General features: G+C 60.6%; 12 protein-coding genes. 5 read left to right on the top strand and 7 right to left on the bottom strand.

The window, feature by feature from the left end:
- Nucleotides 1-15 precede the first annotated feature (15 nt).
- The 3 genes from E6X30_RS02945 to E6X30_RS02935 all read right to left on the bottom strand — a co-directional run bounded on the left by E6X30_RS02945 (nucleotide 16) and on the right by E6X30_RS02935 (nucleotide 3,742).
- Nucleotides 16-1,878: an ABC transporter ATP-binding protein gene (locus tag E6X30_RS02945; protein ID WP_070436239.1), complete on the bottom strand. Its 1,863-nt coding sequence runs from the start codon at nucleotides 1,876-1,878 to the stop codon at nucleotides 16-18.
- A 74-nt stretch (nucleotides 1,879-1,952) separates the two neighbouring features.
- Entirely contained in the window at nucleotides 1,953-3,071 is a 1,119-nt protein-coding gene (locus E6X30_RS02940; RefSeq protein WP_016665024.1) for a glycosyltransferase, read from the bottom strand.
- Nucleotides 3,068-3,742, bottom strand: a complete 675-nt coding sequence (locus E6X30_RS02935; RefSeq protein WP_232049709.1) for a hypothetical protein — start codon at nucleotides 3,740-3,742, stop codon at nucleotides 3,068-3,070. Before E6X30_RS02935 ends, E6X30_RS02940 begins: the two co-directional genes overlap by 4 nt.
- Before the next feature lie 579 nt (nucleotides 3,743-4,321).
- On the opposite strand from E6X30_RS02935, the gene wecB reads away from it, so the two are divergent.
- Both wecB and E6X30_RS02925 read left to right on the top strand, forming a co-directional pair.
- On the top strand, nucleotides 4,322-5,386 hold the full coding sequence (gene wecB / locus E6X30_RS02930; RefSeq protein ID WP_016665022.1) for a non-hydrolyzing UDP-N-acetylglucosamine 2-epimerase: 1,065 nt from the start codon (nucleotides 4,322-4,324) through the stop codon (nucleotides 5,384-5,386).
- Nucleotides 5,373-6,557, top strand: a complete 1,185-nt coding sequence (locus tag E6X30_RS02925; protein WP_016665021.1) for a glycosyltransferase family 4 protein — start codon at nucleotides 5,373-5,375, stop codon at nucleotides 6,555-6,557. Before wecB ends, E6X30_RS02925 begins: the two co-directional genes overlap by 14 nt.
- A 26-nt stretch (nucleotides 6,558-6,583) precedes the next feature.
- On the opposite strand, the gene E6X30_RS02920 is transcribed toward E6X30_RS02925, so the two are convergent.
- From E6X30_RS02920 to E6X30_RS02910, 3 genes are read right to left on the bottom strand one after another with little or no spacing between them, the layout of a single operon-like run.
- A complete protein-coding gene (locus tag E6X30_RS02920) occupies nucleotides 6,584-8,524 on the bottom strand; it encodes a DUF6541 family protein (protein WP_016665020.1) in 1,941 nt (646 codons plus the stop codon).
- Nucleotides 8,521-8,940, bottom strand: a complete 420-nt coding sequence (locus E6X30_RS02915) for a DUF2304 domain-containing protein (RefSeq protein ID WP_016665019.1) — start codon at nucleotides 8,938-8,940, stop codon at nucleotides 8,521-8,523. The genes E6X30_RS02920 and E6X30_RS02915 overlap by 4 nt, the downstream gene beginning before the upstream one ends.
- Nucleotides 8,937-10,256: a nucleotide sugar dehydrogenase gene (locus E6X30_RS02910; RefSeq protein WP_016665018.1), complete on the bottom strand. Its 1,320-nt coding sequence runs from the start codon at nucleotides 10,254-10,256 to the stop codon at nucleotides 8,937-8,939. The genes E6X30_RS02915 and E6X30_RS02910 overlap by 4 nt, the downstream gene beginning before the upstream one ends.
- A 145-nt stretch (nucleotides 10,257-10,401) precedes the next feature.
- Here E6X30_RS02910 and E6X30_RS02905 point away from each other — a divergent pair, with 145 nt between their 5' ends.
- Nucleotides 10,402-11,085, top strand: a complete 684-nt coding sequence (locus E6X30_RS02905; protein WP_016665017.1) for a glycosyltransferase family 2 protein — start codon at nucleotides 10,402-10,404, stop codon at nucleotides 11,083-11,085.
- Between the two features lie 30 nt (nucleotides 11,086-11,115).
- Here the strand turns inward: E6X30_RS02905 and E6X30_RS02900 are convergent, their stop codons facing one another.
- Nucleotides 11,116-12,027 (bottom strand): LCP family protein, encoded by a 912-nt coding sequence (locus E6X30_RS02900; protein WP_016665016.1) that lies wholly within the window; start codon nucleotides 12,025-12,027, stop codon nucleotides 11,116-11,118.
- Between the two features lie 510 nt (nucleotides 12,028-12,537).
- Between E6X30_RS02900 and E6X30_RS02895 the strand changes: the two genes are divergently transcribed.
- Nucleotides 12,538-14,577 (top strand): NAD-dependent epimerase/dehydratase family protein, encoded by a 2,040-nt coding sequence (locus E6X30_RS02895; RefSeq protein WP_016665015.1) that lies wholly within the window; start codon nucleotides 12,538-12,540, stop codon nucleotides 14,575-14,577.
- Nucleotides 14,574-15,461, top strand: coding sequence for a glycosyltransferase (locus E6X30_RS02890; RefSeq protein WP_016665014.1), 888 nt, complete (start codon nucleotides 14,574-14,576; stop codon nucleotides 15,459-15,461). The genes E6X30_RS02895 and E6X30_RS02890 overlap by 4 nt, the downstream gene beginning before the upstream one ends.
- Nucleotides 15,462-15,581 lie beyond the last annotated feature (120 nt).

The raw sequence follows: 15,581 nt of genomic DNA, 5'->3' as shown, positions 1-15,581 counted from the left end.
CGTGAGGTAGCGAGGTCACGATTTGTCCTTAGGCGAGGGCGAAGGGGCGATGGTCGCAGAAGAGCTTTGAATGTGCAAAGCGGCGCCACTGGTGAGCGCTGATAGATCAACGAGCCCCGCGAGAGCAGCCTGTTCCGCGAATTCAGGTTCTGCGACGACAACTTCATCAAAAGTTCCATGAGCGGCGACAGCACCATCACGCATGAAACAAACTTGGTCACTCTCGCGAATCGTGGCGAGACGATGAGCGACCACCACCACTGTAACTTCGCCGCTCAATGCATTGACGGCTCGTGTGACGGCAGCTTCGGTAGCAGTGTCGAGGGCTGAGGTGGCTTCATCCATGACAAGGACGAGAGGCTCGGCATACAGGGCCCGTGCGATACCGAGTCGCTGGCGTTGACCACCGGAAAGGCTCATGCCTCCTTCGCCGACGCTCGCCCAAATTCCTCCGTCGCGCGCTTCGACGACGCTCAGGAGCTGGGCACGCTCGAGTGCACGACGCACACGGTCTTCATCAATCTCGTCGTTGTTCCAGCTGAGTGCAACGTTGTTGGCGATCGTTGAGTCAAAGAGTGCCACTTGCTGGGGAACGTAGCCCACACGCGAACGCCACGATAGAAGAGCCTCAGACATCGGAATATCGTCGATGAACAGGGCTCCCGATGACGGCTGCATGAGCCCTAGCATGATGTCCACAAGTGTTGACTTTCCGGAACCGGACTTACCCACGAGAGCAAGCGACTGGCCAAAGGGGACAGTGAGCGAGACGCCGCGCACCGCTTCGCTTGAAGTGCCGGGGTACGTGAAGGAAACATTCTCGAGTCGAAGCACCGCAGCGTCCCGGGCCAATGCTTTCCCTCCGAGACGTTCGGTATGCCCTTTGCGGTAGCGCTTTCCAGCCTCAACCTCGTTGAGGACTCGATCCGCGTACGGCATGTTCGCGCCGGTTTGCGCCATGATGGTTTGGAAACGAGTTAGGGAGGGGACGAGCCTGAATCCCGCGACACCGAACAGGGCAAGTGAGCTCATCGCGCCCGTCATGCCGCCCTGTGAGTAGCCAATGAGCGCAGCGATGGCGAGGCCCCCAATGAGACCGATCTCGAGTACGTATCGCGGCAAGGAACCTAGGAATACCTGGTCGGCGCGTGCGCTCGAGGCCTTTCTTCGGAGGGCTAAGACAGCTTCCTCGACCTCTTCGGTTTTGTTGCGAAGAGTGATTTCTTTGAGCGAAGCCACCATCTCGCTCACCATCCGCACGGCTTTGGTCGAAAAATTCCGGTTATCCCTGCCTGCGGCGACGGCCTTGCGAAGAATCCACACGTAAAGAACGAGACCGACAAGTGCGAAGTACACGGCGCTTGTGAGCGCCATGATCGGTTGCGCCACGATAAGCACGAGCAGCACGGCAACTAGCGTGGAGATCTCGCCAATGAGCTGCGTAAAAGGAATCAGAACACCTGAGACGGTTGAGGCCACTCCGACGTCGGTTGAGCGCACGAGATCCGTCGAGTTTCGCGAGAGGCGTTCCGTCCACGGGGCGAAAAAGAATGAGTCGAGGAGCCGCGCTCCGAGATCCTGCTCAAACTGCGCGAAACGCCGCGTCGAGAAACGCTGCACGGCAATGGCGAGAAGGTCCTTCGTGATGATCAGCGTACACACGACGGCGAGCGCTATTCCAAAGTCGCCCGGTGATCGGAGCGTCACTCCGATCACCGGGATGCGTGCGGTTTCACCCGCCAGCATCGGGGCGAGGAGCAATGCGAGTAAGCCGAGGGCGAGAATATCGAGCAACGATAGCGCTGCAAGGATGGCCGAAAAGGTCCAGATAAACTTTTTCGTCCCCGCCGGAAGTGCGTTAAGCAACGCGCGAACCATGGAGAACAACTTTTTCACACCGTAAGCTTAGCGACCCACCTTGCCACCAGCGGACTTTGGACTTGCGTGTGCGTTCAGGAAGGCCGTTTGTAGCTGCGTAGTGCGGCGGCAACTGTGCCGGTGAGCTTGGTTGCGGCTGACGCAGCAATGAAACGGGGCGGTGCATCGGGAAGGAAAAGGTCGCCAACGCGACTCGTGACAAGAGTTGCGGGTGTGCCGTGGTGTCGTCTCTTACGGGAGAGTTCCGCGAGGCTTGCAGCGTCAACGGTTGGATCGAGACAAGCAGCGAGAAGAGAAGCTTCGGCTCTCGAGAATGATCGAACCGCGGATGGGCTAGCATTGAGAAGCCTTTGACACAGCGAAGCTAGATCTTCTCGATCACTACCACTCCAGCTTTCTACGCCGGGACGGTAGTGCACTGTCCCAAATACATGGATGCGGATAAATTTCACGATGATCGCTGCGCGAGTCGAAGGTGCGAGACGGTTGAACCACGGCGAAGCGATGAGCGGCGGAACAAACGCGAGCTGTTCACGAATCGGTCGAACAACATAGGTCACGCGATCCCCGGCATCTTCGCCTATCACGTAGGCCGGCCCCGTGCGGTCTACGGCGACGCGTGCTTCGCATGCGAGCCTCGTCGCAAATGCGACGTCCTCACCAACCGAGAGGCCGGGAATAAATCTCAGCCCTAAGCGCTCCAGCATCGCCGTACTCAAGAGGCCTAGCGGAGCCGACCGGTAGACGAGGCGATCTGTCCGCTCGTGCCGTAACCCTCGGTGAAGCACACGCGCGGGAGGGGTCGGTACGGTCCGCGTCGGAGACCCTAGGGCGAGGTTCGTGAGGACTGCCTCCGCCTTATATCGCTTCGCAAGGCGAAGCCAGGACTCGACGGCCCCCGGTTCGAGCCAGTCATCGGATCCCATCACGGCGCACCACGGCGTGTCGACCGCATCGAGACCGGCATTGAATGGCCCAGTGGGCGAGGAGATGCCATCGATGTGAGGGAGAATCTGCACCCGAGGGCGTAGGTCTTCGGCTATTGAGAGCGAGAGCTCCTCGAGCGGAATATTGTGTGCAACGACGAGTGGGTGGGCGTGACGTTCGTTTCCCTCGAGCACACTTCGCACAGCGCGGTCGAGTGGACGCTCCGCGCTGTGGCAAGCAATGACGACCGTGACCTGCGCAGTCACGAGAGTCCCGCGATTCGATCGACGCTAGCCGCCCATGTAGCTACTTGCGATTCGGCGCTAAGCTCCTTGGCTACCGTGTGGGAATTTGCCTTATACATGCGGACATTCTCGGGAGTGAGCCCCGCGAGCATAGCGGCGAGTCCATCAGCATCGAATCCGGATGCAATACGTCCGAGCGCGTGTTCGTGCACGATACGAGTCATCTCAACGGAGGGGCCGATGGCGAGGGCAAGCCGAGCTTGCACGAAGTCGAAGAACTTGTTCGGTAGGGAGAATTTTTGGTTGAAGCTCACGGGTGGGATCGAGTAGAAGCCCACGTCGTACTTATTGAGTGTAGGAATGAGATCCGTATACGGTACGGGATCGAGGACGCGGATTCTCTCGGGTGCCAACTCGTGTGCTTGCGTGCGCAAATCCTTCACGAGCGAGGGCGTGTTCGGTGCGAGATAGAGATCGAATCTCAATTCTGGTACGCGCGCCACCGCGTCGATCATGATATCGAGACGTCGATCCGGCATCGCGGCGCCCGAATGGACGAGGCGTAGGGGGGCGTCCTCGGGTACTGGTGTAGGCGCGAGGTCATGGAAAGGGCTCGCGTTAGTGACGACATCTGCGTCGATGCCGAATTCGCGCGCGTACTCCTCGGCGAGCCCCGACCCAACGGTGGTCACAGACGGCACCTGCGTGACGTATTGCCGCGTGAGAAAACGAAAATAGGGTGCAACGAACAGCCGCCATCGGCGGAGATCTTCTTTCTGGCGAGGTGAATATTCGTGCAGGTCTGCGTGGATCTTCTCGGGGGAGGTCAGGCGGAGAGCGAGTGGGACGGCTTCAACATCGTTCGCTAAGACGCAGTCGAACGTGCGGCCGGTGAGCCGGCTTAGGCACCACGCCACAACCTCTTGTGACCAGTACACTCGATCAAACTGGCGAAGCATGGTGAGGGGGCGATTTAGCCTCCATGACACCAGAGTAGAAGGAATCTGGATGTGCTCACTCACGCCTTCGGGGGCTGCCTCATAACCGCATGTGGTCACCTCGTATCGCGGAGCGAACTCCTTCACCTGCTTGAGCACGCGGGCGTCCCTTGCGATAGGCGAAAAGGACAAGATGAGCAGACGTTGTTTTTGATTCACGAGCACATCCCTCTCAGTGAAGGTTGAGACAACACGGCCAATCTTGCCATGTCACAGCACTGGACGGCCGCTAAACTCGTGGTGAACCACCCGACATGCAATTCCGGAGCGCGAATGAAAATCCTGTCCGTTGTCGGCGCACGCCCGCAATTCGTCAAACTTGCCGCGATCGCCGATGAAGCAGCAAAGCACGAGGGTATCGAACACATCATCATTCATACGGGCCAGCACTACGACGCCGCGATGAGCGACATGTTCTTCGCCGATCTTAAAATTCCCGCGCCTGACCTGAACCTCGCGGTAGGTTCGGGCAGCCATGGAAGACAGACCGGTGCCATGCTCAGCGCCATGGATGACGTGCTCGAGGAACACCAGCCCGACTGGACTCTCGTATACGGGGATACAAACTCGACGCTTGCCGGCACGCTGAGCGCCGTAAAAATGCACCTCAAGGTCGCTCATCTCGAGGCAGGGCTACGCTCATTCAACCGTCGTATGCCAGAGGAACACAATCGCGTGCTCACCGACCATGCCGCGGACCTTCTGCTCGCGCCGACCGAGGTCGCACGCCAGCACCTTGAGAGTGAAGGGCTCGGGTCACGTACGCGCGTCGTTGGCGATGTCATGACTGATGTGTGCCTGCGCGTTGCGAAGGCAGTTGACGGCAGTCCGCTTCACCTTCCCGAGGGGATTGACGCCAACTCGCCGTTCGCCGTTGCCACCATGCACCGTGCCGACAACACAGATGATCCAGATCGACTCAAGGGTCTCATCACTGCACTCCAAAATGCTCCGCTTCCAATCGCGCTATTTGCCCACCCTCGGCTTACTGCAAGAGCAAAAGAACAGGATCTTGCACTCGCGGGTGGCAACCTCTTTGTAGGGGAGCCGCTTCCGTACCCGGACCTCGTCAATGCGGTTTCTCGTGCGAGCGCCGTCGTGACCGATTCTGGTGGCCTCCAAAAAGAGGCATACCTCCTCGGCACTCCCACAACGACGCTACGCACCGAAACCGAGTGGGTAGAAACGCTCGAAAACCAGTGGAACGTCTTGGCCAAGGAACCGTCGGACCTTAGCGCCGCCCTCCAGCGGCCCCGGCCCCGTGCCGAGCGCCCCCCTTACTACGGCGATGGGCATGCGGCCCGTACCGTCATCGAGGTGCTGCGTGAGGAGGCGTAACCGCGAGAGCGCTGGGCATGTCGTTCTTGCAACCCGGGCATTCGTGCCAGAACCTATTCCCGCGGCGTTTCGTACCCACCAATTAGCGAAGGCACTTGAGAAGGCCGGTATCCGCACGCGGGTGTACACAACTCGCGTCCCCCATCAACCGAGTCGCCAAGAACGAGGCATCACCCGGGTCGTGCGCTGGCCCGTCAAACGCGATAAACAGGGCGCTGTACGCGGCTACGTCTCTTACCTGAGCTTCGATGTCCCGCTATTCCTTCGACTCCTTTTGACGCGACACCTCGACGGTATTATCGCCGAACCACCTCCGACGACAGGCCTCGTCGTCGCGCTTGTTGCGCGCCTCAAAGGCGTGCCATATGCCTTTTACGCGGCTGACGTGTGGGCTGATGCGACTGAGTCTGTCGAAGGGGTCCCGCGCATTGTCAAACGTGCAGTCCGATGGATGGAAGAAACCGTGTGGAAGCGCGCGTCGGTTGTGCTTACCATTTCCGACGGCGTCCGGGCACGAATCGAGGAGCGCATCGGAAAGCGCCCCTCGCTCGAGATGATCGGAAACGGCATCGACACGGAGATCTTCACCCCGGAAGGGCCGGATGCCGGCGAAGAGGGGCCGTACTTCGTGTATGCGGGAACCGTCTCCGAATGGCAAGGTGCTCAGATTCTCGTGGAGGCTTTCGAAAAGGCCCATGAAAAGCGAATGGATGCTCGGCTCATATTCTTTTCTGAAGGCACCAACCTCGAGGCCCTCAAACGTATGGTTCGTGAGCGAAGTGTTGATGGAATCGAGTTTTTCCCGAAGGTCCCCGCAGACGTGGTCGCGAAGTACATGCGTGGAGCCGTTGCGGGCCTGAGTTCGATCACGCCCGGATTGGGGTACGACTTTGCGCTGCCCACGAAAATCTATGCGGCCGGCGCGTGTGGGCGGCCAATCATCCACGCCGGAGCCGAGAATTCGGCAGCAACAATCCGCATCCGAGACAACGGTCTCGGCTACGCGCCGGGCTATGACACGGAGGCGCTCGCGAACGCGATGATCGAGGCCATTGACAGCCAAGACAGGGTCGATCGAGCACATGTGCGACAGTGGACCGTCGGCAATGCTTCGCTCCAATCTTCGGCGGACCGTGGCGCAGCACGTATCTCACGCATGCTCGCCGATTAGGGCACAACTATTGTAATCGCCGGCTCTCATTCGCAGTGGAGTTCGTACAGCGCCGAGTGGCTTGTTGACGCCAGAGGATCCCCAAGGTTCGGAAGGCGCCGGACGGTAAGTGGCGCCATGCCGCTTGCGTAGTAATAGGAGAGTGCATCAACGTAGACGTAACCGATCCCCGCCTGAGAAAGGCGGAAGCACGCACCGGGATCTCGAGGGTCCCCGATGAGTTCTGGTGTACGGATGAGCACGGCATCGCTCTCCGTGTATGTTTGCCCAAGTACCCGAAAATGCACGCTCTGTCCGTTTAGTGCCCAAAGGTGGGAGCCGCCGGAGAAAGGGCTGGCGAGAACCTTCCTGCGTGGATCGAGTCGTCCGTCGAGACTCTTGAGCATCTCGAGTTCTTCCGTATCGAAGAAGCGGCTCCGGTTCGGTGTGTCGAGATCAAAATTGAGGGCCGCGTACGATGCACGCGCGCCTACGCTTGATGCTATGAGAGCAAGGGCGATCACCCCAGATACGCTCGCGGTGATCATCCGGGTAGTGCGGGTTGTTTGAGGGGCCCGGGCGAATAGGCGGACCCGTTCGATACCCGCGACTGCGCACAGGACCGTCACGAGAGTGACGACCATCGACAAACGATCCTGACCTCGATACCAGAGAGTTGAGAGATTCAGCGGGGAGTCGATCGCTGAATCGAAGTAGAGTACGCCCACGACCAGTGCACACACGAGGGGCGACCACGCGCCACGTCGCAAAAATGCGAAGACTCCGATCCAGGCGAGAACCCAGATACCTACCCCAATGGCCATGGGCCACACAGTAAGGAGCCCCGTCAAGAGTTCACCGGCTCCCTGCCACACTGGAACGGCGAGACCGCCGGTGAAATTCTTTGTCACCGGTGAGGCATTAGGCAGAAGAATGATCGCCACGATGGGTGCTGCACATACGGCTGGGATGACGGCAACGATTGTCCTATGCCAGGTTCGGGTGTTGGCGTGACGGAAGGCGCGGATGGCATCGCCTGCAGTTGCGGCAGCCAGGAGAACGCAAGCGGCGAAAAAGGCGTTGGGGTGAACGAAAGCGATACCGATAAGCGCTGTTGTCGTGGTGACGGCTGCTGCGAGCCCACAGCGGATATCGAGGCTACGGTGCCTTACCTGTTTGAGCAAGGTCTGCCAGCTTGCGATTGCTATTGCAAGCGCCCCCGGCAGGAAGGAGAAGCCCGCGAGGTTTGCGACGGGGGACAAGTGCACCCACTCGTTGAGAGGAACCGACGGCGCCAGCAAGGCCAGGCACGCGGCAGACGTTGGAGCCCAGGAGGCGCGAGGCCACAAGATTCTGGCGAGAACGGCAATCCCAACTGTCCATGGAACGGTGGCGAGCGTAATGACCGCAGCGTTGAGGGTGATGGGGGTTGGAACCCCCGGAAGAAGCGCTGCAATATCGTGGAAGCCAGCCGGGTAAAAGCCGGCGCGTCCATCGGTGTAGCCGAGCGATCCAACTTTGAAAACCGAGCCGTCTCCAGTAGATCGTATGAACTCAATCGCGCCCAAGTGGTAAAGCGTGTCCCAGCGCTGAAGGATGGCATCAGGCCCAGGCATCGTATAGAGGATAGGGCCGACAGCCGCGAAAGCACACACGAGGATAGCCGTCGGAAAGACCCAACGGGCGGTTGCGGGTGCAAGCGCGCGAGGCGCGGGAAAAAATGACTCTCGTGTGAGCAGGAGGCGAAGGAGACTAAACGCGAGGGCTGCTACACCGCTCACGCATGCGGCGCTGATGAGGTTCCACTGCTCGTCGAAGCGTGAGCAGACGAGCGCGCCCAAGGCAAACACCCCGGCGGTGAGAGCCGGGCCGGTCGCGAAGGCAAGAAGCCGCGGAACCCGTAGAAGGCGCGCGAATACAAAACCGGGGAGGAATGCTAGGGCAAGTGCACAAGCAGCTGCTCCCGCGAACACACACCAGGCGCTCATGAATCTTTCGTGACGTTCAAGGCGTGATTACGGAATGCCTCAGGTTGTTCCGCTTCGTAGACGGCAACTTTGCGTGCCAGCTTCGTCGTTCGCTTTTCCGCGTTCTTCGTGCGCGCCTCCTGGAGAGCCAAGAAGCCGAGAAGCACGACAACGGTGGCGTAGAGCAAGAGGTCGGTGCCGCGGCCGACGCCCACGAACTGGGCAAGGGCGGTCACTGCGCCGGGAAAGATGACAGCGAGAACCGCGAATACCGCGAATGCAAGAATGAGGAGCCGGCGGATCGCAAGCTGCTTGGCGCCACGTTTAATGAAAAGCCATGCGGTGATTCCGAGAATCCCGAGAATGAGGATGATTTGGATTATTAGCGAGCGACTGTCGAGAACGAGTCCGGTCGGAGAGCTGAGGATGTCGGTCATGAGGCCTTTCCTAGAGTTGAGTTCTCACCGTTGCCTAGCACCAAGCGCGGGGTGCCTACCCAGTTTTCAGCAGCGGTAATGTTCCGCCCATCAATGAGCAGGCGTACACCTGGAATCGTTTCGGCAGTGTACCCGCGATATTCAGGGTGATTCGTTTGCACGATCGCGAGATCGGCGTTGTCGCCCTCGTGCCACGCGTCCCAACCGTACTTAGCGAGTTCTTCATCGCTATAGAACGGGTCGTGAACACGCACGCGGGCGCCCCGCGCCTCGAGCTCAGCAACGGTGGGGAATACGCCTGAGAACGCTGTCTCCTTGACACCGGCTCGGTACGCCGCGCCGAGCACAACAGCTGTGAGCCCTTCAAGTGAGCCGAGGATTTCTTCCGCTCGGCCCACGAGCTTGCCCGGAACCGAGGCGTTGAGTTTACGAGCCGTACGAACAGTCTCCGCATGTGGGTCAGTGGAAAGGTAGAGCCGCGGGTACACAGGAATGCAGTGGCCACCTACCGCAATTCCCGGCTGGTGAATATGTGAGTACGGCTGAGAGTTCGATGCGGCGATGACCTTGTAGACGTCGATGCCGTGGTCCTGGCAGAAGAGCGCGAGCTCGTTCGCAAACCCAATATTGAGGTCCCGGTAGGTTGTTTCGGCGAGTTTGGCGAGCTCGGCGGCTTCTGGTGAGCCGAGGTCCCACACCCCATTCGCGCGATCGAGGTCGGGGCGTTCGTCGAATTGCAGGACCGCCTCGTACAGCTCTCGACCTTTTGCAGCGCCTGCGGGGCTTAGAGCACCGATGAGTTTCGGGTATTTCCTGAGGTCAGCAAAAACTCGCCCCGTGAGAACACGCTCGGGGGAATAGACAGCGAAAAAATCTCGAGATTCCTTGAGGCCGGAAACCTCCTCGAGCACGGGAACGAAGCGCGTGCGGGTCGTGCCAACGGGGAGTGTTGTCTCATACGCCACCACGGTGCCGGGGGTGAGGTATTCGGCGAGCGAACGCGTAGCCGCATCCATGTAGCGGAAGTCCGGCTCCCAGGTTTCCTCGTCTACGAAAACGGGAGCGACAAGCACTACGGCGTCGGCGTCCGGGATGGCATCGGCATAATCGGTCGTGGCGCGAAGCCTGCCAGCAGGTACAAGCTCGGCAAGGCGCTCGGCGAGCTGCTCTTCGCCCGGGAACGGCTCTTTCGCTTCGTTGATAGTCGCGACTTGACGTTCATTCACGTCGACGCCTACAACTTCGTGTCCACTCGCGGCGAACTGCACGGCGAGCGGCAATCCGATCTTTCCAAGTGCCACGACGGCGATCTTCATGAGGCGTGGTCCCTTCGGGGAGTTGAGTTTTTCGAGGCGCTATGCGCTGTTGTCACTACCGACTAGGGTAGCCTTTGCGGTGGCGGTAACGCGCACCCGCGCCAAAAATCGCGCCAAAAATTGTCAATTTTCACGAGGTTTTCTGATGACCCTTGGCCCCGGAGCCGACACGACCTGGTTCGTTATCCCCCTGTATAACGAGGGGAAAGTAATTGGCGATGTTATTCGTGCACTGCGCGAAACGTACCCGTTGGTCGTGTGTGTTGATGACGGTTCGCATGATGACTCGGCGGTCGAGGCAGAGGATGCAGGTGCCGTAGTCGTGCGACACCCCTACAACATGGGGCAGGGGGCTGCGCTAAAGACCGGTATCGACTACGCGCTTCGGGATCCGTCGATGCAGCAAATCGTCACCTTTGACGCCGATGGGCAACACCAGGTGAGCGATGCCGCGGCGATGATCGAGAAGATGAATGCTGAGAAGGTTGACTGTGTGCTCGGCTCACGATTCCTCGATAGCCGCACGAAGCCGGGCTTTCTCAAGCGCATCGTGCTGCGGATGGCGATCGTCTTCACAAACATCACGAGCGGCGTTCATCTCACCGATACTCACAACGGTCTTCGCGTGCTCAGCCGCCACGCGTGCGAGTCCATCTCGATCGAGCAGAATCGTATGGCGCACGCCTCGGAGATCGTCTCGGAAATCGGTCGCAACGATCTCACGTACACCGAATATCCGGTTCACATTCTCTACACGGATTATTCGAAATCGAAGGGGCAGCCGCTGCTGAACGCGATCAACATCGTCACGGACCTTCTCTTTAAGTAGAGAAGATGAGCCTCGCTTCGTGAGGCGCCCCTAGCCTTCGGGCTTCGGTTCGGCCGAGCCGTCGGCAATCGATGAGAAGAAGGCGTGCACGTCTTCGTCGTCAACTTTGATGGCGACACCCGAGTGTTTCGTTTTGAAGCTCGGGTCCTCGATTGGCATGGCGAGAACACCTCCAGAGTTGGGTGCTGCGCGCATGACGAGGGCGGCACTGGCGAGGTCAATGAGGCCGGTGTCGTTATCGGTCACGAGGGCTTTCGTTCCCGCGCTTGCGAGATTCACCTGAGTGAGTGGGTTGAGCAGGACGCCAGGTGAGGATGCTCGTTTCATCAGAGCGCTCACGAACTGTTGCTGGCGCTGCTGCCTGCCTATGTCGGCCGTGGGATCGAAATAGCGGGCGCGTACGAACGCGAGGGCTTGCTCGCCGCCCACGTCGTGGCAGCCTTTGGTCATCTTGAGACCCGAACGCACGTCATCGACATCGCGGTCGATGCAGAGGTTCACTGTGCCGATTGCATTGACGACGTCCTCGACTCCGGAGAAGCCGATCACGACAAAATGATCGATCGTGAGACCCGAGAGTTTCTCAACGGTTTTGACGAGGAGGGGAGCGCCCCCCATCGAGTAGGCGGCGTTGATTTTGTGCGTTCCGTGCTCGGGAATTTCGGCGAGTGTGTCGCGCGGAATTGAGACGAGGTATTGCTTCCCGTTGGGCGCCTTGTGCAGCAGCATGAGAGTGTCGGTGCGCTGGGCTCCGCCCTGTTCGATGTCGGCTCCTGCAAGAAGGTAGGTTTCGCCCGGTGTATCGGCGGCTCCGGAGAGCGCGTCCGTGTGCGCGATTTTCGAATTAGCCCATACCCCGAGGCCAACCGGCCACCCGAGGGCAATAACGAGTATGAGAAGGACGATCGTGCGGGCAAGGCGAACCCCGCGCTTTCGAGACATGCCTCTTCTGCGAGGCGGGCCCGAGGGCGCTGGGTGCATCGGGGGGAGTTGATGCTGCGCGTGCTGCTCTGGGCTGCCCGATGGCTTCGAATTCAGACGCACCGGAGCCGGCCGGGCAGCATTGCGTACAGCTGGCATTTGACGCGTAGGCGTTTCGGCGGTGGGCTCGCTGTGAGCGCCAGACTCTCGTGGACGCGGCGCGGATGGTCGCGTCAGAGGTCGCGCCGACCCGCCCGAGCGGGCGCGCGAATGGCCGGGCCGCGAGCGGCCTGTGCCGGCGTCGCGTGGGAAGTCACCCGTCATCGTGTTCACCTTCAATCGTGTGGGGGGCGGCAAGCCGCACCATGCGCGCTCCCACAGTACACACCGATGACAACAAAACCTCGGACACCAAGGTGGAGTGAGTGAATCTGCCCCGGTGATGGCGTGTGTGCTCAGGCTCGGGACTCACTGCCCGTAAGATCATGCCTAGACTCTGCGATAAACCTGGACGAAAGGCGAGGAGACGACGTGTCCGAAAAAGAGCGACGGCAAACGCCGCCGCGCACCCTCGTTCTCGGTGGTGCGGGCTTTGCAGGTTCCCATATCGCGCGCGAGCTTCGTGAGCACGGGACCCCCGTGGTGACGGCAGACATTCGACCCGCAAGCGGTAATGGCAAGCATTGCGTGCTCGATATTCGTGACGACGAAGCCCTGCGCGCCGCGGTTCGCGGATGCGGCACGGTTGTGAATGCCGCTGGGGTTCCCGACTCCTCGAGCGTGAGCGCACGCACGCTCAACTCGGTCCTCGTGGGAGGCGCGCGTTCGCTCATTGCCGCTGCCGAACGTGAGGATGTGCGAACCCTCGTGTTCATTTCGAGCGGCGCCGTGTACGGCGAGACGCCTGACGGGCATAGTGCGCACGAATCTGACCCACAGGCCCCTACGACCGTCGAAGGGCGCGCTTTCGCAGAGGCGGAACGTCTTTACGGCCAGTGGGTGCGTGCGGGGCGGGGCCGACGCCTGCTGGTGATGCGCGTGGCCGAGCTTTTTGGTCCCGGTTCTCATGCGCGCATCTCGCGACTGATCGCTTCGCTCGTGAACTCTGGGGCAGTCTCGCTCACGCACACGGTCATCGCGCGCCCCCTGGCAAGCGTCGGAACCCTCGCTGGCGCGACGCGCGCCGCTCTCAATCTGAACGTCCCCGAAGGCGAGCCCTACGTGCTCAACGTTGCAGATTCCCCTCGGCTCGACGATCACGAGTTGCGCGCCCTCGTGCGCTCGATTGCGAAAACTGCACCGCTCGCACTTTCACTTCCCGGCAGGCGCCTCATGGCGCGCGCGGGGCGGGCAGGGGAAGCGGTTCGTGCAAGCGGCCTCGAACTTCCCCGTCGAATCAAGCGATTCGCCCTTGACGCGCGGCCGAGCGCCGAAATGTCGCGGGAGAAGCTCGACGCGCTTCTGCCCGCGCGGTCATCGCTCGAAGAGTCCCTCGCCGCGACTGTTCGCTGGGTGCGGGACAACAGCACCTCGAGTAACCCAGCGGACTCAGCCCCCATTCCGGAGCGTTTTGTTCCACACCCTGATGCCACGCAGGAGGACTCTCGACGAGTCGTTGCCGTGGTGGTGACGTACAACCGCGCTGATCTCCTCGGCGAGTGCCTCGATGCACTGCACGCGCAAAGCAGGCCGCTGGATGGCGTCGTCATCATCGATAACGCAAGCACGGACCGTTCCGGCGCCGTCGCCGACACCCACCCGATTGGTGCCGACGTTGTTCACCTCAATCGCAACGTAGGCGGTGCCGGTGGCTTTTGCACCGGCATGGCGCATGCCCTCCTTGAGCACAGTCCTGATTTCCTGTGGATCATGGACGACGACACGGTTCCAGCGCCCGATGCGCTCGAGAAGCTCCTCGAGGTTGAGCGCAAGCTCGATGTTCACGCAAGCGTTCTCAGTTCGCTTGCGGTCTGGACCGACGGTAGGCCGCACCCCATGAATTCCTCGCGTACGCGCCTCGGCACGAGTGACGCCGACCTCGATCGTTACGCACAGCTCGGGGCGCGTCCCATCCGCACGGCGAGCTTCGTGTCGGCGCTCATTGCTGCCGAAGACGTGTGGGAGCATGGACTCCCCATTGCCGACTATTTCATTTGGTCTGATGACTTTGAGTTCACAGGCAGGCTTCTGCGAGACTCCCACGGCTTCGCCGTCGCGTCGAGCACGGTTGAGCACCGCACCGTGAAGTTCTCGAATGCCCAGACGAATCCTGGTTCTAGGTTCTACTTCGACGTGCGCAATCGGTTGTGGGCCCTCACGAAAACCGACTCGTTCACCCCGATCGAGAAGGTTCTTTACGGGGGCAAGAGTGCGATTGGGTGGATGCAGACCCTGGTACGCACTCGCGCGGATGTCCTTCCCGTCGCGCTCAAGGGTCTCCGTGAAGGGCTCTTCACGTCGCCACGACGCTCGAGCGTGGTTCTTGCTGCCGATCCCATGAGTGCCACCGAGATCCGCGCGCTCGAATCTTCGATCGATTCCGCCGAACGCTCACGAAGGGCGCTCACGTGAGTAAGCACGGTGTGCGGAAGATCGAGGAGGACCTCACCGTCCTCATGCCCCTGTGGGAGGGAGACGACCCGGCGTACGCGCGCGAAGCCATTGCCTCGGCGACGGTCGACCAAACCACCGCTCCAGGCTTATTGCTGCTTGCCATCGACGGCCCGCTTCCCGACGCCCTGGAAGACGTCATCGCCGACGTTCTCGAAGGAAGATACGGTCGCGCACGAGTAGTGAGGAATAAGAGCCACGGCGGACTCGCACGCACCCTCGACAGTGCCCTCGAGCAATGCGAAAGTCCGCTCGTTGCGAGAGCCGATGCTGACGACGTGAATCATCCTGAACGGTTTGCGGTGCAGCTCGCTGCTTTGCGGGAGCGGGACCTTGACATCGTGGGCGCGAACATGCGCGAGATCGACGAGTCCTCTTTGCCTCGCCGCGATGAGGCGGGCGAGGAGCGTATTCGCCGCCGCCCCCTCACCCACGAAGAAATCGCGGACTATATGCGCGATCACTCACCGTTTCACCATCCCACGGTTCTCATGCGAGTTGAGGCCGTGCGCAGGGCAGGCGGCTACAGGGACATTCCGCTGATGGAGGATTATGACCTGTGGCATCGCCTGTTATGCACGGGCTCTCGCATGGGCAATGTTGCGGACGCTCTCGTGGATTACCGCGTGAGTACGAACCTCTATCGCAGGCGCGGGGGCCTCGCACTTTTTAAGAGCGATGTGCACATGCAGTGGTCGATGCTCAAGAGCGGGGCAACCAGCGCGCCCAGGGCCGTGAGAAATCTTGTGGGACGCGCGGTGTATCGCGCCGTGCCCGCATTCGCGCGCGACCGCGTGTATTGGCGCGTCATTGAACGCGGTCTTTCAGATACACAGCGGTCATGAACCGGCTAAGTCCCGCTATGTGACGAACCAGCGGCGCGCAGTCGGTGCGCCCTCGAGATTCTGCGCGCGCGACCGCTATTGTGGGATCGACGTAGCAAACCTCGAAGGGAACGACACATC

This window comes from Dermabacter sp. (assembly GCF_032550575.1).
GTDB classification, from domain to species: domain Bacteria; phylum Actinomycetota; class Actinomycetes; order Actinomycetales; family Dermabacteraceae; genus Dermabacter; species Dermabacter hominis.
The sequence above is the reverse complement of the archived record's forward strand: the minus strand, read 5'-3'. Positions and strand labels throughout refer to the sequence as shown.